The organism is Marinomonas sp. (assembly GCF_039940335.1).
Lineage (GTDB): Bacteria > Pseudomonadota > Gammaproteobacteria > Pseudomonadales > Marinomonadaceae > Marinomonas.
Map to the genome: position 1 here is coordinate 466,939 of NZ_JBDVGW010000005.1, position 20,473 is coordinate 487,411.

The 20,473-nt window shown below is 43.8% G+C and carries 24 protein-coding genes; 14 read left to right on the forward strand and 10 right to left on the reverse strand.

Annotation, left to right across the window (positions count from 1 at the left end; translation table 11 throughout):
• Nucleotides 1–38: 38 nt before the first annotated feature.
• On the reverse strand, nucleotides 39–662 hold the full coding sequence (gene gmk, locus ABJF92_RS04240; RefSeq protein ID WP_446814595.1) for a guanylate kinase: 624 nt from the start codon (nucleotides 660–662) through the stop codon (nucleotides 39–41).
• 103 nt (nucleotides 663–765) lie between these two features.
• On the reverse strand, nucleotides 766–2,508 hold the full coding sequence (locus tag ABJF92_RS04245) for a sensor domain-containing diguanylate cyclase (protein ID WP_446814596.1): 1,743 nt from the start codon (nucleotides 2,506–2,508) through the stop codon (nucleotides 766–768).
• A gap of 183 nt (nucleotides 2,509–2,691) precedes the next feature.
• Between ABJF92_RS04245 and ABJF92_RS04250 the strand changes: the two genes are divergently transcribed.
• A complete protein-coding gene (locus tag ABJF92_RS04250; protein ID WP_446814597.1) occupies nucleotides 2,692–3,273 on the forward strand; it encodes a uracil-DNA glycosylase family protein in 582 nt (193 codons plus the stop codon).
• A 4-nt stretch (nucleotides 3,274–3,277) separates the two neighbouring features.
• On the opposite strand, the gene ABJF92_RS04255 is transcribed toward ABJF92_RS04250, so the two are convergent.
• Complete coding sequence (locus ABJF92_RS04255) at nucleotides 3,278–4,147, reverse strand: AraC family transcriptional regulator (protein WP_446814598.1); 870 nt, start codon at nucleotides 4,145–4,147, stop codon at nucleotides 3,278–3,280.
• 163 nt (nucleotides 4,148–4,310) lie between these two features.
• On the opposite strand from ABJF92_RS04255, the gene ABJF92_RS04260 reads away from it, so the two are divergent.
• Genes ABJF92_RS04260 through ABJF92_RS04270 form a run of 3 tightly spaced genes read left to right on the forward strand, consistent with a single transcriptional unit; the run spans nucleotide 4,311 to nucleotide 6,894 of the window.
• A complete protein-coding gene (locus ABJF92_RS04260; RefSeq protein ID WP_446814599.1) occupies nucleotides 4,311–5,258 on the forward strand; it encodes an SDR family oxidoreductase in 948 nt (315 codons plus the stop codon).
• Entirely contained in the window at nucleotides 5,258–6,199 is a 942-nt protein-coding gene (locus tag ABJF92_RS04265) for a patatin-like phospholipase family protein (protein WP_446814600.1), read from the forward strand. The genes ABJF92_RS04260 and ABJF92_RS04265 overlap by 1 nt, the downstream gene beginning before the upstream one ends.
• The gene (locus tag ABJF92_RS04270) at nucleotides 6,196–6,894 is read left to right on the forward strand and encodes a fibrobacter succinogenes major paralogous domain-containing protein (RefSeq protein ID WP_446814601.1); all 699 of its coding nucleotides are present in this window, start codon (nucleotides 6,196–6,198) and stop codon (nucleotides 6,892–6,894) included. The genes ABJF92_RS04265 and ABJF92_RS04270 overlap by 4 nt, the downstream gene beginning before the upstream one ends.
• A gap of 63 nt (nucleotides 6,895–6,957) precedes the next feature.
• Here the strand turns inward: ABJF92_RS04270 and proX are convergent, their stop codons facing one another.
• From proX to ABJF92_RS04290, 4 genes are all read right to left on the reverse strand, one after another.
• Entirely contained in the window at nucleotides 6,958–7,965 is a 1,008-nt protein-coding gene (gene proX / locus ABJF92_RS04275) for a glycine betaine/L-proline ABC transporter substrate-binding protein ProX (protein ID WP_446814602.1), read from the reverse strand.
• The gene (gene proW / locus ABJF92_RS04280; protein ID WP_446814603.1) at nucleotides 7,962–9,065 is read right to left on the reverse strand and encodes a glycine betaine/L-proline ABC transporter permease ProW; all 1,104 of its coding nucleotides are present in this window, start codon (nucleotides 9,063–9,065) and stop codon (nucleotides 7,962–7,964) included. The genes proX and proW overlap by 4 nt, the downstream gene beginning before the upstream one ends.
• A gap of 4 nt (nucleotides 9,066–9,069) precedes the next feature.
• A complete protein-coding gene (gene proV / locus ABJF92_RS04285; RefSeq protein ID WP_446814604.1) occupies nucleotides 9,070–10,257 on the reverse strand; it encodes a glycine betaine/L-proline ABC transporter ATP-binding protein ProV in 1,188 nt (395 codons plus the stop codon).
• 273 nt (nucleotides 10,258–10,530) lie between these two features.
• Nucleotides 10,531–11,877, reverse strand: coding sequence for a sigma-54 interaction domain-containing protein (locus ABJF92_RS04290; protein ID WP_446814605.1), 1,347 nt, complete (start codon nucleotides 11,875–11,877; stop codon nucleotides 10,531–10,533).
• Between the two features lie 350 nt (nucleotides 11,878–12,227).
• Here ABJF92_RS04290 and ABJF92_RS04295 point away from each other — a divergent pair, with 350 nt between their 5' ends.
• From ABJF92_RS04295 to ABJF92_RS04315, 5 genes are all read left to right on the forward strand, one after another.
• Entirely contained in the window at nucleotides 12,228–12,773 is a 546-nt protein-coding gene (locus tag ABJF92_RS04295; protein ID WP_446814606.1) for a BON domain-containing protein, read from the forward strand.
• Between the two features lie 89 nt (nucleotides 12,774–12,862).
• The gene (locus tag ABJF92_RS04300) at nucleotides 12,863–13,033 is read left to right on the forward strand and encodes a DUF1328 domain-containing protein (protein ID WP_446814607.1); all 171 of its coding nucleotides are present in this window, start codon (nucleotides 12,863–12,865) and stop codon (nucleotides 13,031–13,033) included.
• Between the two features lie 59 nt (nucleotides 13,034–13,092).
• Nucleotides 13,093–13,290: a hypothetical protein gene (locus ABJF92_RS04305; RefSeq protein WP_446814608.1), complete on the forward strand. Its 198-nt coding sequence runs from the start codon at nucleotides 13,093–13,095 to the stop codon at nucleotides 13,288–13,290.
• Nucleotides 13,291–13,340: 50 nt separating this feature from the next.
• A complete protein-coding gene (locus ABJF92_RS04310) occupies nucleotides 13,341–14,954 on the forward strand; it encodes a diacylglycerol kinase family protein (RefSeq protein WP_446814609.1) in 1,614 nt (537 codons plus the stop codon).
• A 25-nt stretch (nucleotides 14,955–14,979) separates the two neighbouring features.
• Nucleotides 14,980–15,885, forward strand: a complete 906-nt coding sequence (locus tag ABJF92_RS04315; RefSeq protein ID WP_446814610.1) for a mechanosensitive ion channel family protein — start codon at nucleotides 14,980–14,982, stop codon at nucleotides 15,883–15,885.
• A gap of 61 nt (nucleotides 15,886–15,946) precedes the next feature.
• Here ABJF92_RS04315 and ABJF92_RS04320 read toward each other — a convergent pair whose 3' ends face one another.
• Nucleotides 15,947–16,303 carry a hypothetical protein gene (locus tag ABJF92_RS04320; protein ID WP_446814611.1) on the reverse strand — a complete coding sequence of 119 codons (357 nt, stop codon included), beginning with the start codon at nucleotides 16,301–16,303 and terminating at the stop codon, nucleotides 15,947–15,949.
• A gap of 371 nt (nucleotides 16,304–16,674) precedes the next feature.
• On the opposite strand from ABJF92_RS04320, the gene ABJF92_RS04325 reads away from it, so the two are divergent.
• From ABJF92_RS04325 to ABJF92_RS04345, 5 genes are all read left to right on the forward strand, one after another.
• Nucleotides 16,675–16,923, forward strand: coding sequence for a hypothetical protein (locus ABJF92_RS04325; RefSeq protein ID WP_446814612.1), 249 nt, complete (start codon nucleotides 16,675–16,677; stop codon nucleotides 16,921–16,923).
• A gap of 19 nt (nucleotides 16,924–16,942) precedes the next feature.
• Nucleotides 16,943–17,425, forward strand: coding sequence for a hypothetical protein (locus ABJF92_RS04330; protein WP_446814613.1), 483 nt, complete (start codon nucleotides 16,943–16,945; stop codon nucleotides 17,423–17,425).
• Nucleotides 17,388–17,702, forward strand: coding sequence for a hypothetical protein (locus ABJF92_RS04335; protein WP_446814614.1), 315 nt, complete (start codon nucleotides 17,388–17,390; stop codon nucleotides 17,700–17,702). The genes ABJF92_RS04330 and ABJF92_RS04335 overlap by 38 nt, the downstream gene beginning before the upstream one ends.
• Nucleotides 17,695–18,726 carry an AI-2E family transporter gene (locus ABJF92_RS04340; protein WP_446814615.1) on the forward strand — a complete coding sequence of 344 codons (1,032 nt, stop codon included), beginning with the start codon at nucleotides 17,695–17,697 and terminating at the stop codon, nucleotides 18,724–18,726. The genes ABJF92_RS04335 and ABJF92_RS04340 overlap by 8 nt, the downstream gene beginning before the upstream one ends.
• Before the next feature lie 395 nt (nucleotides 18,727–19,121).
• Nucleotides 19,122–19,298, forward strand: a complete 177-nt coding sequence (locus ABJF92_RS04345; protein ID WP_446814616.1) for a hypothetical protein — start codon at nucleotides 19,122–19,124, stop codon at nucleotides 19,296–19,298.
• A 32-nt stretch (nucleotides 19,299–19,330) separates the two neighbouring features.
• Here ABJF92_RS04345 and hepT read toward each other — a convergent pair whose 3' ends face one another.
• Both hepT and mntA read right to left on the reverse strand, forming a co-directional pair.
• A complete protein-coding gene (hepT, locus tag ABJF92_RS04350; RefSeq protein ID WP_446814617.1) occupies nucleotides 19,331–19,738 on the reverse strand; it encodes a type VII toxin-antitoxin system HepT family RNase toxin in 408 nt (135 codons plus the stop codon).
• Nucleotides 19,735–20,112, reverse strand: a complete 378-nt coding sequence (gene mntA / locus ABJF92_RS04355; RefSeq protein ID WP_446814618.1) for a type VII toxin-antitoxin system MntA family adenylyltransferase antitoxin — start codon at nucleotides 20,110–20,112, stop codon at nucleotides 19,735–19,737. The genes hepT and mntA overlap by 4 nt, the downstream gene beginning before the upstream one ends.
• Nucleotides 20,113–20,473 lie beyond the last annotated feature (361 nt).

Genomic DNA, 20,473 nt, shown 5'->3' on the forward strand with positions numbered 1-20,473 from the left:
TATCTGTTTTGCAAAGTGTAATTCTACTTAACGGGTTCTCATAATGACAAGAGATCATTGATAAGATTGTTGTGTTTTTGTTGCATAACCGGTGTTTTGTTACGCATTGCTTGGAAAATACCGGCCATTTGTGACAATGCTGCATCAAAGTCGTCATTTATGATCACGAAATCGTATTCATGGTAGTGCGACATTTCACTGATCGCTTTGTCCATACGGCGTTTGATGACATCTTCTGAGTCGGTTCCGCGGCCATTTAAGCGAAGCTCTAAATCCTTCAATGAAGGTGGTAGGATAAAGATGCCAATGGCTTCTGGGTACAGTTGTCGGACTTGTCTTGCCCCTTGCCAATCTATCTCTAAGATAACATCTAACCCTTGCTCTAGCATGCCGAAAATTGAGGCCTTGGAGGTGCCGTAGTAATTATCGAACACTTGAGCATGCTCAAAAAACTCATCTTCCGCAATCATATCCAGAAAAGATTCAGGGTCGGTGAAGTAATATTCACGACCATGTTCTTCGCCTTCTCGTGGTGCTCTGGTGGTGTGGGAAATAGAAATACGGACGTGTTCGTCCTGCTTTAGTAACGCCTTATATAAGGTTGATTTTCCCGCCCCAGAGGGAGCCGAAAGAATAAATAAATTGCCAGTATGTTTATCCATAAGGAGTCAATATTCCACACATTAGAGTCGGTTAAAAATTACCATGAGTGTATCACAACACGCTTGCTATTAGGTGACCCTATACGACGGTCGCTTTTTGACGCTATTCTAGAGTATTTGCTTGTTTTTTGCTTTCCGAGGGGAGCTCTAAGAAAGTACAGGTTTGGTTACGACCTTGCTCTTTGGCGAGATACAGGGCTTGATCGGCCAGATCAATCGTATGTTCAAGGTTGGGATACTGCTTATCCACTAAAGCCAAGCCAATACTGATAGTGAAAGCAACTTCTTCGTTGCTGTCCGTGATCACTAGAGTTTCTTCGATATTACGACGGATGCGTTCTACAAAGGCTTTGGCATCTGGTAGAGAGGTTTTGGGGATAAAAATAATAAACTCTTCGCCACCAAATCGAGCCGGTAAATCTTCTAAACGGCACTGGGTTTGTAATTCTTCGGCCAATCGTACAATGACTTTATCACCCACACTATGGCCATAGCTGTCATTGACCTTTTTAAATAAATCTATATCTATAAGAGCAATACAGATTGGGCGTTCCGTATACTTGGCCTGAGCCATCAACTGGCTGGTGGTGTCCGTGAATGCTCGTCGATTAAAGAGCTTAGTAAGCGGGTCTGTGGACGCCAATTGCTCCAAAGCAGACTGTTCGTCTTTAATCTTTTGTAGGATGCGAATACGGTAAGAAATGATCAAGGCTAGGATTAACGCTTCCAGCAAGATGCCAATGCTAACGGCATGGCTAGTGATGTAATTAAACGCTACTTTACCATTAAAAAATAATACAGATACCACGCTAAAACCGATAAACAGACCATGCGCCAATAGGAAATACGGGGCGAGAGGGTGTTTACGAAACAACATGGAAAGGCTCACAGAGAGACTCACGAGCATCATCATAGCCGCCAAAGCGGTGGCCATTTTAAGTGCACCCACTAGGTTGAAAACACCGAATATCAAGTTGATAGCTAAGATCACACTGATGGCCATTAACAACCAATGCTCAACAGGGTAGTGCTTCTTGGTTTCGAAAATGCGCGCCATGAAAAGCAGTAAAAAAATTGGCATCAAGATTAAGCTTAAAAAGCCATTGTGAGACGCTGGTCCATATACGTTCAGTACATCGGCAAAAAAACCATAAGTCATGCCAATCCAAACCCCAGCCGTGATTAAGTAGCAGGCATAATATAGGTGCTCGAACAAACGTGAGGAAAGGAATAAAAAAAGATTGTAAATGGTTAGAGCGAGTAGCATACCAATAATAATGGAGACATCCGTATAAAGGCCGGTTAATGCTCGTTTGGATTGTTCATCATCATAAAGTTGGAGACTGAACCACTGGCTAACGTAAGCAACGCTTTTTAAGTAAACTGTGACGTGTTCGTTGGCTGGAATCTCAATATCAAAAACCGCATTACCTCGATACATCCAAGGCTGATCACCCTGTTTGCTAAAATCGATGGATTTTTGTTTTGGGGCTTGGCCATCTGTTACTGAAAACAAGGTCAGTTCGTTATTGTGAAAAGCGTAGGGGAAATGCAAATATACAGTCTTAAGCTTTGAGCTTGTGTTTGATAAAGGGATTCTGATCCAAGTGACAGGGGCTTTAAGACCAAGGGCCAAGTTGTTGCGGGCAGGCGTGAAAGTCTGTTGTTGGACCGTCTCAAAATCCATCTTTTCAGTAGCGTCGATATAAAATTCAATCTCAAAGTGCTCTAACTTAAAAGGTGCGCTAGATACTTCGTAGGCCGGTAGGTTCGTGCTATAGGCTTGTAGCGATATGAAACTCAATAAAACGATAAGCAGGCTAAAAAAGCAATGCTTCACTGTCATGCTCTTTTCCTTTTAATAAATACTACAAATATAACGCCACAATACAATAAAAAGCCTAAAAATGAAATTTGTAACGGAGTTTAGATAGCCAAAAATTAGTGCTATGTTAGCCCTTTAATTGCGGAGGATTGTACTCAAAATAGAGCAATTAATATCCGTCATTTAGAAGCGTAGGAGAAACTGTTGACCCAAGAGTTACTCAAAAAAGTGCAGCAATGCTCATTGTGTGAAGCCGAGTTGCCTCTTGGAGCTCGACCAGTGATTCAGCACCATCCGCAAGCCCGCATTCTTATCGCAGGGCAAGCGCCGGGGTTGAAAGTACATGAGTCCGGCAAGCCCTTTGATGATGCCAGTGGTGAAAGGCTAAGAGCATGGCTTGGGGTCTCTCGTGAAACGTTTTATGATGCGACCAAGTTTGCCATTTTGCCCATGGGTTTTTGTTACCCCGGGCGTGGTGCTTCGGGTGATTTACCACCAAGATCAGAGTGCACTCCTGCTTGGCGTGAAGCTTTATTAGCAGAGTTGACCAATATTCAGCTAACTCTAGTGCTAGGTAAGTATGCACTTGCTTACCACCTACCCGATGCCAAACCAAACAACCTAACCCAAACAGTGCAAGCATGGCAGGACTACTGGCCAAGCCATGTGCCTTTGCCACACCCTAGCCCTCGTAACAACATTTGGCTAAAACGAAATCCATGGTTTGAGCAGCACCTCGTGCCGGTTTTGTCTCGCCGAATTGCTAGTCTATTAGCCAATGACTAAGAGGCTATTTTGACCATTTGGCATGACTCCATTGTCTTGGTGGCTGTCCGTATAAACGCTTAAATTCACGGTTGAATTGGGAAGGACTGGCATAACCTACCGCATAGGCAGCTTCGTTTACATTCATACCTGCGGAGATATTCATTGCCGCACTATTCAAGCGCATAGACTTAATGAATTGTATGGGGGAAAGGTGGGTGGCTTGTTTGAATTTGCGATGAAAAGCCGCACGACTCATGCCCACCTGCGCTGCCATCTCTTCAACCGTCAGTGGGTCACTTAATCGAGCGGATATTTGTTCTATCATGCGTGCCATGCTGTTGCCGATACCAAACGCCTGCATCATTGCACTTCCAGCAGAGCCTTTGAGTACTGTGTAATACAATTCTTTTAAGCGACTTTCTCCGAGCACCTTAGTATCTGTTGGGTCTGAACTGAGTTCCAACAACCTATAGAGCGCCTCAGTGAAATTTGGTTGCCATGGGCACAAACTGATGCCACTGGGAGGCTTTTTCTCTTGCTGACTGGAATGGCTGGATGCCGCTTGTATCTCGAGGGCTATTTCGGCCATAAGGCGTATATCTAGGGTTATGTATACCCCAAGTAAAGGCTCCTCAGGGCTAGCCTCTGGGGTACCTGTCTCTAGTGGCATCGACATGCTACAAGCTAGGTAGTGTCGGTTGTCATAACGATAGGAGTGGCCATCTAAAATCGCTTCTTTGCAGCCACTTACGATCGCCACGATAGATGGTTCGTAAACCGCTGGAGCACATTGGTGAGGTTCGGATACACGAAATAAACGAACGCCTTGGATGCCGGTTTCTTGCAAACCATCTTCAGGCATACGTTGTTGGATAAGTTGTTTAATCGTCATTTTGTTCATGGGCTGAAATTAGCACCGAAAATACAGAAACTCAATCTAGTGATACAAATAGGCAATTATTAGAGAGTAATTCGCCTATTTACTAAGGAGTGTGATCACTATAGTTACTTCAACAAACTAAGGGACACTCCCTAGATGATGAGGATAACAAAATATGAAAGCACAAAAACAGTTTGGCCCCCAAGGCTGGACCCCCGCCAGAATGAATGACCTAAGTGGTAAAACCTATGCGATTACAGGGGCGAACTCTGGTGCTGGCTTTGAAACGACTCGCCTACTTTTATCGAAAGGCGCTCATGTGGTGATGATGAACCGCAACCTTGAAAAATCACAGCAAGCCGTCGCGTTATTAAAACAAGAGTTTGGCGCTAATGCCCAAATTAGCTTCGTACAGCTGGATCTTGCATCCCTTGATTCGGTGAGAAGTGCAGCACAAAACCTGTTGCAACAGACAGCACGCATTGACGCACTTTTGTGCAACGGTGCGATCGCGCAAGTGGCGAAGCAAGAACTCACGGTGAATGGCTTTGAAAGCCAATTGGGCGTGAATCATTTTGGTCATTTTCTACTGTGTGGCTTGTTGTTTGAGCGCTTAGAGGTGTCACAAGGTCGTATTGTCGTAGTGGGCAGTAACGCTTATAAAATGGGCCTGAAAAAGATTCAGTTCGACGACTTAAACTATGACAAACATTACACCGCATGGAATGCCTATGCACAAAGTAAGCTCGCGCAAATGATGTTTGCCTATGAGCTACAACGCCGTATTAAAGCTGCGAATAAAACCCTAGGGGTTTATGTGTGTCACCCTGGGGCCTCGCGTACTAACTTATTGAAAGATACCGCCAGTGCATTAAACAAGATGATTTGGGCGTTAATGGCTCCCATCATGGCGCAGTCAGCAGAAAAAGGGGCATGGCCGGAAGTCATGTGTGCGACACAGCCTTCTTTGTCTGAGCTTGCGTTATATGGCCCAACCAAACGCATGGAAACCGTTGGGGCGGTGGATCAATGCCCGTTAGCGCCGCTTGCGTTAGACAAAGCCGCAGGCAAGCAATTATGGCAACTGTCCGAGCAAAAAACCTCGTTTCAATGGGGGTTGTAGTGAGTGTAAAGCAGGCGTTATGGCCGCTGTGTATTATTTTGGCCGTCTCAGTGCTAGTAGGCTGCGCACGCAGTAATAACTACCAAGACTTAAGCTTACAAAAGGAAACGGAGATTGCTTCGGTCGCCACGAAACCTCATAGCCTGGCGATTGCCTTTGGTGGCGGTGGATTGCGTGGTTATATGCATCTAGGGGTGATTAAAGCCTTAACAGAGCAGGGGATAAAGGCCGATTTGGTGACAGGCTCTTCCGCAGGTTCTATTGCTGCAACCTTGTATGCGTCAGGGCAGAGCTATGAAGCGTTAGAAAAAATCATCGACGATTTTAATGAGCTTAAGGTCACTGATTTTGTAGTCTCCAAGCGTGGCCTAGTGAATGGCCAAGACCTAGCTGACTGGATAAATCAGTCTGTGCCGCAAACACTCTTATCGGATATGTCCATTCCGGTCGGCATTACCGCCACCGATATGACCAGCTTCGATGCCGTGCTCATACAAGATGGCAACCCTGGGCGTGCTGTGCAAACCTCTTCGACTATTCCGGGGGCCTTTGTTCCTGTGGAGCATCAACAACATTTATTGGTGGATGGAGGCGTATTGCATGTGGTTCCGGTGGACTACGCCAAAGCCATGGGAGCGGATATAGTCATCGGCGTGGATATTTACTGTGGCAACCAAACTGCTGCTGAAATCAGCGCCCTAAAAATGCAATTAGCCACCTTCAGGCTATTGGCCTGTCGTTTAAGCGAAAATGAAATAAATCGTGCCGATATCATAGTGCGCCCGCAATATGAGCCCGAGCAAGGTCTAGGTGGGCAGAGTAAACAAGCGGCCATCGAGGCGGGTTATCAGGCCATGCTCGAACAAATGCCAGCTTTATTGAAAAGATTAAATACTCCCTCAACGAGCGTTAAAGCTTCTTCAAAGGGGAGTTCATTATGATTAAAGAAGTTTTATTACTAGGAGTCAGTATGGTGTTGGCAGCGAACTCAATAGCGCAAGGTGTCAATCATGAGCTGTATCAGCTCGAAAACACCGTTCAAGATGGGGAAGGTAACCTATATCGCACCGTGAAAATTGGTGGTCAAGAGTGGTTGGCTGAAAATTTAAGAAGCACAATGTTTCAAGACGGCTCGCCAGTAAGGTCTGGTGCGATTCCCAAAAATGCGCCAGAAAACCTTTTAACATACGGTCGCTTATACAGCTGGCACGATGTACACGATGATCGCCAGCTTTGCCCTGATGGTTGGCGGGTCGCCACGGACGAAGACTGGAAAACCTTGGAGCGTACCATTGGTATGCCTGAAGAAGAGATACACAAAGAGGGCTGGCGTGGTGGAGCGCAAAATCTAGGTGTACAACTGAAAGAAAAACAAGCCAATGGTGTGTTCAAAAAGTTTGCACCGGATCAAGTAAACAAGCATAAATTTTTTGCAAGACCGGCTGGAGTCAAGCTCCATGGAATCTATTTGACTCAAGGGGCTTATACTGAGTTTTGGACCAACACCAGTGCCAGCGACAAACAAGCGATTATCAGAACACTTGCTTACTCCTGGTGGAACACCCATAAGGACGAAATCCGCCGTGCCACCAGCTCGAAAGATTATCTGTTTTCAGTACGTTGTGTGAAGATCTGATAAATGGGGGCAGAGTAAAGTTACATCTCACTTTTTACTGCCCCCATTTATTCGTCAGTGAAATTAATGCGCTGCTTTTTTGGCTTCAGAGACCCAGTAATCAAATTGTTTCTGGTTTGCTTTAATCCAGCCATTAACGTGGGACTCGATATCCGCTGAGCTGTTTTTGCCTTGGCTCATCATCATGTTTTGAGCGCTGACATCATTGATATTCAACTTCATGATTTCAAAAAGCTTTGCAGCAGCAGGGTTGTTTTTAGCGAACGTTTTATTCGCGACAATGCTCATAGCGTTCATTTCGAAGCCATAGTTTTTGCCATTACTGAGTGTCGTATCCACGTCTTTACGATCTCCAGGTAAGGATGAGAATGGCACTTCTAACCACACAACATCTTTTCCGGGTACCAAAACGCCACTTACCCAGTAAGGGGTCCAGGTGTAATACAAAATGGACTCCCCTTTTTTGTAGCGCGAAATGGTATCCGCAATAATTGCCGCGTAATTACCTTGGTTATGCGTTACCGTATCTCGAAGCTCGAAGGCATCTAGTTGATGCTCCACGACCATTTCACAACCCCAGCCTGGGTTACAGCCAGTTAAATCGGCTTTGCCGTCATCATTGGCATCAAACAGTTGAGCAACTTTCGGGTCTTTAAGCTGACCTATGTTGGTAATACCAAACTCCTCGGCAGTTTTTTTATCGATTAAATAACCTTGCGCCGCCCCACTTACATATTGGCCTTGACGATAAAATTTTTCGTCACCGCCCGCCATTTGGTATTTGTCGGCGTGTAATGGAAACCAGCCAACGGCAAGAAAAGTGGCATCGCCTTTCGCAATAGAGGTATAGGCAACGTTGTAATCGACCTCTTTTGTGTCTTGCACATCATATCCAAGCGCTTCTAGAGCACGGTTAACGATAAGAGTTTGAAAGGTCTCTTCTGCCACAGTAGATTGCAATGGCTGTATCGATACGCCTTTGCCCGGTAATGAGTCAGCAAATGCTGGACTGGTATAGGCAGACGCCGCCAATACACCAACTGAGAGGGCGGTTTTCCATGAGGTACTCATTTTTCGTTCTCCTTTGTTGAACGTTTTTTTGACTTGATAACATAAGAAATAGGACCTGTGTGATACCAACGTTGCTTGGTGTTGCCAGCGTTGATACCCAATACTTGCGTAATGCGATCCAGCAGGATCGCAAGGATGACAATGCCTACCCCTCCGATAGCGGCAAGGCCCATATCCAAGCGACCGATACCGCGTAACACCATTTGTCCTAATCCGCCCACAGCAATCATGGAAGCAATAACAACCATGGAGAGTGATAGCATTAATGTTTGGTTAACCCCTGCCATAATGGTGGGAAGAGCAAGCGGAAGTTGGATGCGATAAAGCATTTGCTTTTTATTCGCACCAAAAGAATGTCCTGCTTCAATGAGCTCTTCTGGTACTTGTTGTATGCCTAAAATAGTTAGACGAATGACTGGAGGGAGCGCGAAAATAATGGTCACGACGACTCCGGGAACATTGCCAATACCAAACAGCATGACGATAGGAACAAGGTACACAAAGGCCGGTGTGGTTTGCATAGCATCCAAAATAGGACGAACATACTTTGCAGCTGTTGGACTGCGAGCAAGCCAAATACCGACTGGTAAACCAATCAGTAAACAGAAAAACACAGAGGTTAAAACCAGCGATAGGGTGGTCATGGCTTGCGACCATGCACCAATTAAACCAATGAACACTAAAGACGCGATCGTCGCCAAGCCCAAGCGAATATTAGAGAACTGCCAAGCCAGTAAAAATAAGATAAACAGCATAATTGGGGCTGGCGTCGAGACTAGCGTGGTCTCAAATGAGCTTAAGATGAAATCAATGGGAACGCGTATCGCTTGAAACAGCGGACGCCCATATTCCACTAACCAAGAAAGACTGCTTTCTACCCAGTGACCAAATGGCACCACGGCTTCCTGAAATGGGTGAAGCGGGTCAAAATCCGGTTGTGTGACACTTTCTGAATTCAGCCAATTATTTGCTTGGCTATTCGCCGAATCGCTGCCTTGTGCCCATGGATCGTCTGCAACTTGATTGGTTTGCGACCATGGGTCAGAGGTCGTATTTTCCGTTTGTGCCCAAGGATCACTGTTGGTTTGTTGTGAAGACATGAGACTAATCCTTATCTAATGTATGAAGCAGGCGTGATTTCGTGACCACACCGTAATAAACGCCTTGTTCATCTACCACTGGCACGTCGTATGGGACGCTGGCGACATCACCTAAGACATCATTGATGGCCTGTTCTGGTTGTAATGTGATGATGTTTTCTAATAAAGCGCTTACCAAAGATCGGTTTTCTTTGTGAGCAAGGCGTAACGAGTCGACAGAGACAATTCCGGAGTAGCGTGATGCTTTATCGATGACGATGCCATATTGACGGTCTTGATCGACGAGAATTTGCATTGCAGAGGCGGGGCCGTCGAGCTCTGATTTCTTGAAAACGGCAGCGGGTTTTTTTCGGGCGATTTCTTTTACTGTCAAAATACTAGAAATATTAACGCCTCGGAAAAATGCTTCCACATAGTCATTGGCTGGATTATGTAGAATTTCGTCGGGGGTGCCGACTTGTACCACATCGCCATTTTGCATAATGGCGATACGGTCACCTATGCGCATAGCTTCATCTAAATCGTGGGAAATAAAGACAATGGTGCGTTTATCGTCATTTTGTAGTCGGATTAGCTCGTCTTGCATTTCAGTACGGATCAAAGGATCAAGAGCAGAAAAAGCTTCATCCATTAAAAGTATATCTGGGTCACAAGCTAATGCTCTTGCTAGGCCAACGCGTTGCTTCATCCCGCCCGACAGCTCGTCTGGAAAAGACTCAGCGTAGGCGTCTAGTCCCACTCGTTCTAATGCTGCCATGGCGCTAGCTTGTCGATCCTGGATGTTCACGCCTGCTAGCTCAAGACCAAAAGCGGCATTCTCAATGACGGTCATATGAGGCATCAAGGCAAAATTTTGAAATACCATGGAAATATCGTTACGACGGACATTGCGCAGCTTCTCTTCAGAAATGTTTGCGATGTCGTCGCCTTTAAAAAAAACGCTGCCACGAGTCGGCTCAATAAGACGGTTAAGTAACCGTACTAATGTTGATTTCCCCGACCCTGACAACCCCATGATGACAAAAATCTCCCCTTCATTTATCGAAAGAGATACGTCGTTTACGCCCAGCGTCAGGCCTGTTTTTTCAAAAATGCTGTCTTTATCTATGCCTTGATCGATCAGTGAAAATGCTCGATCAGGGTGGTCGCCAAAGACCTTATAGAGCCCCTTAACTTCCAGTATGGGAGTCATATCAATCGCCTTTAAATGATAAATAGTTAGATGTGTAATTATTAGTACTGTAAATATATTTTACGAAACATACAAGAGTTATCATTTTTTTGCGGTGATTTTGGTGTTTTTCAGATGTTATAGGCTTTTTATGAAAAATATATATTTTGATCTGTAATTATATGGGGGGGGTTAGCGCTAGATGTAGTCGATAAACGAGAGCAGAGCAAAATTTTCACCACCAAGTGGGCAGTCTGTAAGGCATTGCACTTTACTATTTTACTCTGGCCCTATTTATTCATCGTCTTGGTATTTATCGAGCTTGTTATATAGGGTTTTGACACTAATGCCTAGGTCTTGAGCGGTTTCAGTTTTATTACCCTGGTTATCTTCAAGTGTATTGATAATGGCCGCTTTTTCTATTTCTTCCAATGGTACACCGGCTGGTATCTGTTCCTCGACACGAGTACCCGTTTCAAGAGGCGGGGTATCAAAAATTAAATGTTCATCTTTAATGGTGTCATCGGCCAGGATAAACGCTCTTTCAATTGAGTGCTTTAACTCTCTGACATTCCCGGGCCAATCATGCGCCGCAATTTTATCTATGGCGGAGTTTAAAATGGTTTTGGCGAGCCTTTCATTAGCATTGCGGTGCGCAATAAAGTGTTTTGCTAAACCGACAATGTCCTCGCCCCTGTCTCGTAATGGCGGTACGTGAATGGGGAAGTGGGCTAGCCTAAAATAGAGATCTTCACGTAGGAAGTCTTCATCTATCGCCTCTTGAGGGTCTCTGTTCGTGGCAGCTACGATGCGAGTATTCGTAAAAAGCGTAGCTTGACTGCCGACAGGGCGGTATTCGCCCGTTTCTAGCACGCGTAGTAGCTTCACTTGATGCTCAATGGGCATTTCGGTGATCTCATCTAGAAAGAGAGTACCGCCTTCGGCTTGCTGAAAGACGCCGTGGTGGCTTCTGTTCGCCCCGGTAAATGCGCCTTTTTCATGACCAAAGAGTTCGCTATCGACTAGATCGGGGCTGATCGCACCGCAATTAATCGCGATAAAAGGCTGCCCTTTACGCTCACTCGCAAGATGGATGGTTTGAGCGACTAACTCTTTTCCTGAACCACTTTCACCGACAATCAACACATTGGCATCAGTTTTTGCGACACGTCGAATCGTGCGATACAGCTGATGCATAGGGGTGGATGAGCCAATTAACATGCCGAATTGATCTAAATCACTAGAGGATATGCGTCGGCCTTGCTCTTTTTGTTGGCGAAAAAACTGAAAGAAGTCTGTCAACGTATCTTCGAGCAAGGTCATATCGATAGGGGTTCGATAGTGAAAAATAGCGCCATTATTCATCAACATATCTAGATGTTTATTAGGGGCACCGGAGCTAATAATAATTAAGTCGATAGTATCTATAAGCGGATTTTCGGTCAGTTGTTGATACTCATCGTAAGAGAAATTTGAAACCTCGATGATGGCGACATCTGGTCGCCTCTCTTGCAATATCTCAACCCAGTTATTTTGACGCTCTATGGCGGTTGTCTCAAAATTTTCCAGCGCCGTGAGGGCGTGTATTTGAGTCGTTAAATGATCGTCATCTAGCTTTAGTAGTAAAGTGGGGCGGGCCATGCTTTAGGTCTCATTAAATGAAAGTCATTTCGCCAGCATAGCATGAAGCTAAGCAAAGAAAAATTTAATAATATGAAGGGTTTATGTATGAACGAGCTGTGCTTTTCTTCATTTTTTCACTCATAAAAAAGTCGTCTAGTGAGCGTTCGATCTTAAAAAAATACCCAGAATAAAAGTGTCAGTGAAACCTTCACGAACACCATAAAAGTTACAGAGTCACCCTGTAAATACTACACGGCTGTAGAATGGAAATCACAAGGAAATAAATAAAATATTTATAAATCAGTGTCTTATAATCTGGCATGGCCATTGCTATCCCTACGTTGTTATTTTAATAAAGGAGAAAATTTATGGAAAATACAACGGCAAAGATTGCACTGGGTACACTCTTAATTACCTCTTCTATATCGGCGTTTGCAAGCAACGACTGGCAACGAGAATCCAAAGATGCCTGGATAGATGGTAAAGCAGAAGCAACTTTACTGTTAAACACCAGTTTAAACTCTTTTGACATAAATACTGATGTACACGATAGAAAAATAACCTTAACAGGCTCCGTCGACAACCAAACAGAAAAGTCTTTGGCGGAAGAGCTGGTGTCAGAACTCGAAGGCGTTAAATCCGTCAATAATCAGTTGACGGTTGTGGGCCACAAAGACGAACAAACCAATGGCACAATGCAGTCGTTAACGGATGCCAAAATCACCACGATTGTAAAAACACGTTTGCTAATGAATTCGGGCGTTAGTGGGTCAGATATCAATGTCGATACCAATAAACAAACCGTTACATTAAAAGGGCAGGTAACGTCGCATGCCGAGCATGATCTTGCCCTTACAATTGCCAAAAATACGTCAGATGTAGATCGTGTTATTGACCAACTTCACATTCAATAATTAAGCACCGTGCCTGTTGTTAATCGTATCAGCAGGCACTAACGCTTAACCGGTTAAATTGATCCCATACCCTAAATAAGGAGCACAAGATGATCCGTTGGGCCTTTACCTTTTTTATTCTTGCTCTGGTCGCAGCTGTATTGGGCTTTAGTGGCATTGCAGGTGCTGCCGTTAGCATTGCTCAAATATTGTTTTTCATATTTGCCGTCTCGTTAGTGGTGTCCTGTTTCGCTATCGTCATCCGCAAAGCACGGCAATAAACCAAGCGAACCTTGAGACTTTTTACTGTTCAATCCTAGATTCAAGAGAGGAATTTTTTATGTCTAATCACTCTATTTTAAAGCGTACTTTGGCCGTTATCGCGGTGACTTTCACTTTAGCAGCCTGTAGCAATGATGGTGCTATGGAAGAGGCGGGAGAAGAAATTGATCAAGCCGCCGTCAACGCACAGAACGCTGTAGAGGACAGTTGTGAAAACCTCAAAGAAAGCTTAAACGCAGCAGATCAAGACTGTTAGGCCTGTTTTCGGCGACTAAGTGTTTATAGGAAAGGAATATAGGCCAACTTATGTTTATTGTTAAATATTATCTGGTGATTGCAATGGTCTGTTTAGCGGCGGCCGTTGCTGTACCAAACCTAGCCATCAGTGCGTTTTTTGTTTGGTGCTTTTTGTCTTTCAGTTTAGTGAGCTGTGCGTATGTTTTTGATATTCCAGCTATTTTCAGGAAAAGACAAGACGGTAAAATTCACTGGTGGATACGTTGGGCCTTTATTCCATTTCTACTTTGTGTCAAGTTTTATAACGCGTGGGCGATTAAAAGAGACAAAGTGGACCCCATTCAGCAAGTGGCGCCTAACTTGTATGTGTCCAGACGTTTATTTCGTGCAGACTTAGCTTTTTTAGAGTCCCAAAATATCTCATGTATCCTAGATGTTACGGCTGAATTTTCTGGCTTAGAAAGTGCCATGACCAACCAGCAGTTTCACTACCTGACCACTCCCGTGTTAGACCATAAAGTACCCAAAGTCAGTCATCTCGTGCATACCCTCAATTGGATCGATACCCAACTACAGCAGTCGCGATCTGTTGTTGTGCATTGTGCGCTTGGTCGTGGTCGTTCTGTGTTTGTGGTGGCCGCTTATCTGCTTAGCAAAGACCCATCATTGAGTGTGACGGAGGCTCTGCAAAAAATTAATGCAGTGAGGACCAGCGCTAAGCTCAATCGTTTTCAGCTTGATGTTCTGAAAGCCTTGCGCCAAGAAGGCGTGTTGGCATTAGAATCGGCGTGTCCATTAATTGCTAACCCAGTTTCAGGGGGAGGAAAGTGGGCGTTGTGTGAGCAGCAGGTAATACGTGAACTGAGCCAAAAATACCCGCTTAACATTCGCTTAACCACTCCAGATGTGAGTGCTCAAGCGCTTGCAGAAGAGGCCTTGAGTACTGGCTGCAAAGAACTCATCGTTTCCGGTGGAGATGGTACCGTGAGTGAGGTCGCTAGTGTTGTCGCAGAGCAGCCGGTGAGCTTGGGTATTATTCCATTAGGCACGGCTAATGCCTTGTGTCATGTGCTGTATGGCGTTGCCTCAAAAGTATCCCCCGTAGATAAAGCATGTGATGCCATATTATCTGGCAATCACCGTGCTATTGATGTGGCTTATTGCAATGGCAAGCTGGTATTGCTGGTGGTAGGTATTGGTTTTGAACACAGCATGATCGATTATGCTCAACGAGAAAAGAAAAATCAGAGTGGTCAGTTTGCCTACCTAACAGGCTTTTTTAACGCCGTGGTGGATGGCAAAAAGCAACGTTTTCAAACTCAAATAGACGACCAAGAAGCCACGGAAATGGATTTGCAGAGTTTGGTGGTTGCCAATACTTCCCCCTTTAGTACCGTACTGGCTCAAGGGGGCGGAATGCCTGCGCCTGATGACGGTAAGCTGCACATCTCATACCTTGCTGATACGCCAGATTTAGGCCAGCGCTTGTTTGCTTTATCCGACATTACCGCGACAAGTCTTGGGTTGCAAAAGCAGTCTCAGGCGTTTGATTACAGTGTCGCTCGCACTGTGAAAATCACCTCAGATGATCCCATCCACTATGTGGTAGATGGCGAAGCATACCAAGCCGATAAGGTAGCCGTCTCTATAAAGCAAAAGTCATTAACGGTTTGTATCCCATAAGAATATAGATAAATAGGTAACCATTATGTCCATAGACACACCTTTAGATGTAGACAAGTTTCGACAGCTGATCGAAGGGAAATTGCTTACTTGGCTAGAAGAAACCGTGAAACTGATACCCAATCTTGTGGTGGCTTTGATCACCCTAATGGCGTTTGTTATTTTTGCGAATATGTGTGCCAAACTTGTTCGTAAACTCAGTCATCAAGTCGTGCACTCCCCCGAAGTAACTAGCTTATTGTCATCTATTGTTCGAGTCGCTGTGGTCGCGATAGGTTTTTTTGTCGCCCTGGATTTTATTGGTTTGCAAGGCACGGTTACCTCATTATTAGCGGGTGCAGGCATCTTGGGCTTAGCGATCGGTTTTGCCTTTCAAGATATGACAGAGAACCTCATATCGGGCGTCACCATGAGTATTCGTCGGCCTTTTAAAATAGGCGATATAGTGGATTCGAACGGTGTGATTGGTGAAGTGATAAAAATAAAATTGCGCACCACAATAGTGGAAACCTTTTCGGGTCAGCGGGTGATGATCCCTAATAAAATGGTATTTCGGAATATACTCACCAACTATAGCCGCAAAGGCCAACGTAAAATAGAGATACCGGTAGGGATTTCCTATGCTGACTCGCTAGAAAAAGCCAGCCAAGTGATTGTCTCGGCATTGCAAGATAAAGAGTACATATCAGACCCAGAACAGACGGCAGTATACGCCACCAATTTTGCTGACAGCAGTGTGAATTTAGTGGTTTGGTTTTGGATAGATTATCCTGGTGACGTCGGTTACATGGATGCGAAGCACGATGGACTTATTACTGTTAAAAAAGCGTTAGAAGATGCTGACATATTAATCCCATTCCCTATAAGAACATTAGATTTTGGAGCTAAAGGGGGCGAAAAATTATCAAGTATGTTGCCGACGTCTGAATAGCATAAATAAAGATTACCAATAAAAAGCCTTCACATAATTTATGTGAAGGCTTTTTATTGGCTTATAAATATTTTGCCATTTCATCGTTTTCAATTTGTAGTGCGGCAACCCAATACGATAATAATGTAATGACCTTAATATCGAGGTTTTGTTTAATTTTAGATTTTATGAACGAAATTAATCGGCTGTTATAAGCATACATGCTTGAATAGTTTTTTATTTTATCCGAGCAAGGTAACTGAGGACATTCAATCCCAATTTTTACGTTGATATCACGAATCATCGACTTTTCAGTTTTAATAAAGCGACTGGCCGCACGTGAAATGCGCTGACTTTCATGAAGATCTCCAAGCCCCATACAGGCCTGGTAATGTGATACGCTTTTTTCTAATACTTCTTGTACGACTTCTGTAGTCATAAAGACTTCCTCCTAAGTGAGTCCACACTGACATGGTTAGACTCGCAACGTCAGTAAGCGGACCACCTCACATCATTATTTTTGAAACCTTATATACATAATTAGCAGGTTATATGCCAATTACTATTTCTCTTAATAGCCTGTGTTTTGAGGGTATTTAATGAGAGTGGTGGGATTTTCATTGTAAAAACTACAAGTAATTAAAAATCATGATGAAAATATTACAGAGAAATATTGGAATGAAATGCTTTAATTTGTCGTAATACCCTATAAATAAAGGCTTCAAGAAACTGGCACGATGTTCGCAATAATCTTATTAAGCAGGAAGTTATTTACCTGCTTGGATCTTTACATATAAAAGGAGAAAGAAAATGGCGAATACACGAGCACAAACCGCTAAAACTAAAGAGCAAGCTTCTCAAACATTTACCGACGCAGAGAAAGTCGCGGCAGAAACGGTGGATAATCTAAAAGAGAAAGCACAGCAAACCTTTGAAGCCAGCTCCGAAAGTCTTCATAAAGCCACCGAGCAGGCAGAAAAAGTTGTGAAAAAACGCCCTCTGTTGAGTATTGGTTGCGCTTTCGCGGCAGGTTGGGCTGTTTCTAAACTGCTTAAATAACCTTTAAGACAGAGAGCAAATGATGCAAAACGAAAACTCACACCAAGCTGAGAGTACCCACGAAGAGCCTTTTACAGAGCAACAGGCGTTCGAGGATTTACAGCGATCAGCAGCCGAACTTAACCAATTGTGGCAAGAGTTTACCCTGCTTAAAACGTCGGCCCAGCAATGGTCTAAATCGACCTTTGAGCTGTTCCTATTGGAATTGTCCAATAGCACATCAGGGTTAAAGCGAATTTTACTCTGCCACTTAATGTTCGTGTGTTTGTTTATTCTTTTTGTATTTAGCGCTTGTGTTGGTATGGGACTAGTTACCTACCAACTCAGCGCCAGCTTGCTCGCAGGCTATGGTGTTTTCCTGTTGAGCTTAGCTTTGTCGTTAATTGGCTTAATTTGCTGGCAGCAGTATTTAAGACGATTCCTTGGCTTTCGCCAAACTCAAACACAGATTAAAGAGGCAATGGATGTTTGCATTTCAAAAGCGACGCAAAGCCATCATTGAAACGCGCCAACAAGGACGGCAAGCATTAGCGGCCTGCTCTTTGTCTATGGTGAGAATAAAGCAGGGTGGTACAGCTTATATTCAGCAGCATCCATACCAAGCGATTGGTTTAGCATGTATGGGTGGCGGACTCTACAAGTATGCGAAGCACCCACAGCTTCGTGGCACAATCAGCCGCTTATGGCCGATAGTGCGTGAAGGTTTGTCTCAGCATTTACCAATGCAACGCCAGACTTCACAAGAGCCTTCAAAAAAGCGAAGCGAGCATCATGAATAAGCTTGCTGTTCAAAAAATGTGGTGTCTATTGGCATTCATCTTGCTTTTAGTGCCTGCTTTGTATTTTGCCAAAGCATTCTTACTGCCGATCATCCTCAGTGCCTTTATTTCATTGCTGTGTGGCCCTCTAGTGAATTACCTTGTGCGGCTTGGCTTACCTCGTATGCTCAATGTTATGGTGGTATTGGCGGGTTTTATTGGTGCAGCTATTTTGGTGGTAAGTGTCTTAAGCGAACCGGCACAGCAGTGGCTATCGAAGTTACCAGCTCTGGCAGAAAACGTCTCAGATGAAGTGAGTAAAGCTGCGGAGAATGTTTCCAAACAGACGGACAGTAGTTCTGCAGTGAGCCAAGTGGCTAACCTCTCATTACCGGACACAACCATATTCTCGCTATTCAAAACTTTGCTTAGCACCGCGCCAAGCGTCGTCACCCAGCTTTTAATCGCCTTGTTTATGGCCTACTTTATGATGTGCTATGGGCGTTCTTTCTTTGTTAGAGTGCTAATGCAATTAGAAGGTTTTCATAGCCAGCGTCGTGCTGTGGAGCTAGTCAGACAAATTCAACAAGACCTGTCGGTTTATATTGGCGCCATTACCCTAGTGAACATTGCCTTAGGTGTCAGTGTCGGCAGTGTTTTTTATTTAATGGGATTACAAGACGCGTTCTTATGGGGGGCGTTTGCAGGCTTCATGAATTTTATCCCTTACCTTGGCCCTATGGTGTCGGTTGTTTGTTTCACCTTGGTGAGTTATCTAGAGTTTGAAAGCCTTAGTTTTGCGCTAACCATAGCGTCCACCTTTTTAGCGATTAACCTTGCCGAAAGCCAGTTGGTAACACCAACAGTATTAGGTCGGCGTTTTAGCCTTAACCCTTTAGTACTCTTTATTTGGCTAGTATTTTGGGGCTGGTTGTGGGGCGCTATGGGGATGTTAGTGGGAGTGCCCTTATTAGTGTGTATTAACGTGATTCTAGAGCGCTTGGACTACTTCGGAGAAAGCTATCTTATGCTGCGAACAGAGTAAGTTAGGACAACGTAGAATTGATGAAAAACAAACAATGGGTTTGTTTTTATCAATTTTTGTTTTGTGTAAACCTCTAACCGCTGCATTTGCCCATTCAGTAAAATACACAGACGAGTACTCAACTTGCATTTCTCACTTTGACTCACCTAGCCTGAAATGGACACTATGGTGTCCATTTTAATTGAAATAAGCTCAATATGGATATTATGGTATCCAAGAGTGATAAATCAGAGTGTCGAATATCAGGCATTAGGTCTACAAATTGTTATCCCTAAGGTAACTTTGTGTAGACCTCGGGGCTAAACACTTCCTTGTAATAAATCGGGTCAGAGTTAAATTAATTTGGCTAAAAGGTTGGTCTATAGTTGGTTCATATTTGGATTAGTGGAGATTTTATGAATATTGAAACCGTGTCCTATCTGAAAGCAAACGCCAATAATCTTTCTCTCGAAGATCCTCAGGCTTATTATGAGCAGCAAGAAACCATTGCGCTGCTTAAGTTGATCAACCTTTCTGAACGCAATTTGAATCAAAAAGGCGAGCAGTCCTTGGATGAGACATTTGATGTTTAAACCCGTTCAAAATAAATCGGATCAAGGTGGCATTAGCCCTGTTTCTTCATTTCTGCTATAAAATCTGTGAATTCACCAAGTTTGTTTTCTATTACATGTTTAACAATTTCTAAATTCAGTGTTTGGTAATCATGTACGGCGATGTTTCTGAGTCCGACCATTTTTTGGAGATTTTTAGCTAACTGCGGTGAAAGAAATCCGGCTTTTTTTAATAACTCAAAACTGTCTCGGCCGCTCTGAGGAATACCTGTTTTATGTTGTTTGTTGATGATGTTGGCAACATCAATACAAGCCTCACAAGCTCGTTGTAAGTTCAGGATAATAGAATCTTGGCTCGTGTAGTCGTTATCAAAATTCTCTTGCGATTCTTCGTATACGTCTTTAATGCGTTTTAGACAGCGCTCGATGGTGGCGAATTTATTAATGATTGCATCATTCATTTTATGTAATCCTGCAAAATTTCGGCTCTCTCATGGTTGAGGTGTTGATACATGGAGAGTACTTGCATCTCAAATTGACAGCATATGCTTTCTTCACCGTAGATAAGTTCGCCATGTTGTATAACTTGATTCTGCATCACAGTTGAAGCTGATAAAAGATCAACTAAATCAATGTCTTTATTAAGCTTAATCGCGAGAGATTCTTGTATGTCGAAACGTTTGATTGCGTCTATTTTTCTGTCTAGAAGAATGGCAATATCAATATCGCTATGCTGGTTAGTATGTCCGTTTGCTTGTGAACCAAATAGGTAAATCAGTCGAACGTTTGGCAGGAGCAAGCGCGTTTCTTGTACAAGCTTTTCTCTTAACGTCATGTTTGATTTACCTTGGCTTTAATTTATTTACTTTGAGTTTGCCTTAAGTTGAGGGAATTTCAAATACATCACTCAATATTCTGTATCTGCTCATTGAGTAGTGGCCTAGACCTTAATAAACTCAATGAGTTATCGAAAAGAAACCGTTCAAAAATGCCTGTTTGCCCACCAAACTGCCCACCACTTGCTTATGGCTTTTACTAAATCTTAGTGGTTAGCAATGGAAAACAGTGCCGTTTTTGCGCTGCTGTTAGAGCTAAAACATAGCAGTTTTGAAGGGCTTTATCGAGCACGATTTCCGTCAACATAGCTTTGCCATTTTTTCACTGGTTCTACGCGATAGTAATGAGTCAGCAGAAAG

Coding starts and splice junctions, on each gene's coding strand:
- ABJF92_RS04255 (WP_446814598.1), bottom strand. CDS start 4,147: ATGACGATTAAACAACTTATCCAACAACGTATGCCTGAAGATGGTTTG.
- ABJF92_RS04305 (WP_446814608.1), top strand. CDS start 13,093: ATGTCTAATCACTCTATTTTAAAGCGTACTTTGGCCGTTATCGCGGTG.
- ABJF92_RS04325 (WP_446814612.1), top strand. CDS start 16,675: ATGGCGAATACACGAGCACAAACCGCTAAAACTAAAGAGCAAGCTTCT.
- ABJF92_RS04330 (WP_446814613.1), top strand. CDS start 16,943: ATGATGCAAAACGAAAACTCACACCAAGCTGAGAGTACCCACGAAGAG.
- ABJF92_RS04340 (WP_446814615.1), top strand. CDS start 17,695: ATGAATAAGCTTGCTGTTCAAAAAATGTGGTGTCTATTGGCATTCATC.
- proX (WP_446814602.1), bottom strand. CDS start 7,965: ATGAGTACCTCATGGAAAACCGCCCTCTCAGTTGGTGTATTGGCGGCG.
- ABJF92_RS04245 (WP_446814596.1), bottom strand. CDS start 2,508: ATGACAGTGAAGCATTGCTTTTTTAGCCTGCTTATCGTTTTATTGAGT.
- proV (WP_446814604.1), bottom strand. CDS start 10,257: ATGACTCCCATACTGGAAGTTAAGGGGCTCTATAAGGTCTTTGGCGAC.
- gmk (WP_446814595.1), bottom strand. CDS start 662: ATGGATAAACATACTGGCAATTTATTTATTCTTTCGGCTCCCTCTGGG.
- ABJF92_RS04290 (WP_446814605.1), bottom strand. CDS start 11,877: ATGGCCCGCCCCACTTTACTACTAAAGCTAGATGACGATCATTTAACG.
- ABJF92_RS04295 (WP_446814606.1), top strand. CDS start 12,228: ATGGAAAATACAACGGCAAAGATTGCACTGGGTACACTCTTAATTACC.
- ABJF92_RS04315 (WP_446814610.1), top strand. CDS start 14,980: ATGTCCATAGACACACCTTTAGATGTAGACAAGTTTCGACAGCTGATC.
- ABJF92_RS04310 (WP_446814609.1), top strand. CDS start 13,341: ATGTTTATTGTTAAATATTATCTGGTGATTGCAATGGTCTGTTTAGCG.
- ABJF92_RS04320 (WP_446814611.1), bottom strand. CDS start 16,303: ATGACTACAGAAGTCGTACAAGAAGTATTAGAAAAAAGCGTATCACAT.
- hepT (WP_446814617.1), bottom strand. CDS start 19,738: ATGAATGATGCAATCATTAATAAATTCGCCACCATCGAGCGCTGTCTA.
- ABJF92_RS04335 (WP_446814614.1), top strand. CDS start 17,388: ATGTTTGCATTTCAAAAGCGACGCAAAGCCATCATTGAAACGCGCCAA.
- proW (WP_446814603.1), bottom strand. CDS start 9,065: ATGTCTTCACAACAAACCAACAGTGATCCTTGGGCACAAACGGAAAAT.
- ABJF92_RS04300 (WP_446814607.1), top strand. CDS start 12,863: ATGATCCGTTGGGCCTTTACCTTTTTTATTCTTGCTCTGGTCGCAGCT.
- ABJF92_RS04260 (WP_446814599.1), top strand. CDS start 4,311: ATGAAAGCACAAAAACAGTTTGGCCCCCAAGGCTGGACCCCCGCCAGA.
- ABJF92_RS04345 (WP_446814616.1), top strand. CDS start 19,122: ATGAATATTGAAACCGTGTCCTATCTGAAAGCAAACGCCAATAATCTT.
- ABJF92_RS04270 (WP_446814601.1), top strand. CDS start 6,196: ATGATTAAAGAAGTTTTATTACTAGGAGTCAGTATGGTGTTGGCAGCG.
- mntA (WP_446814618.1), bottom strand. CDS start 20,112: ATGACGTTAAGAGAAAAGCTTGTACAAGAAACGCGCTTGCTCCTGCCA.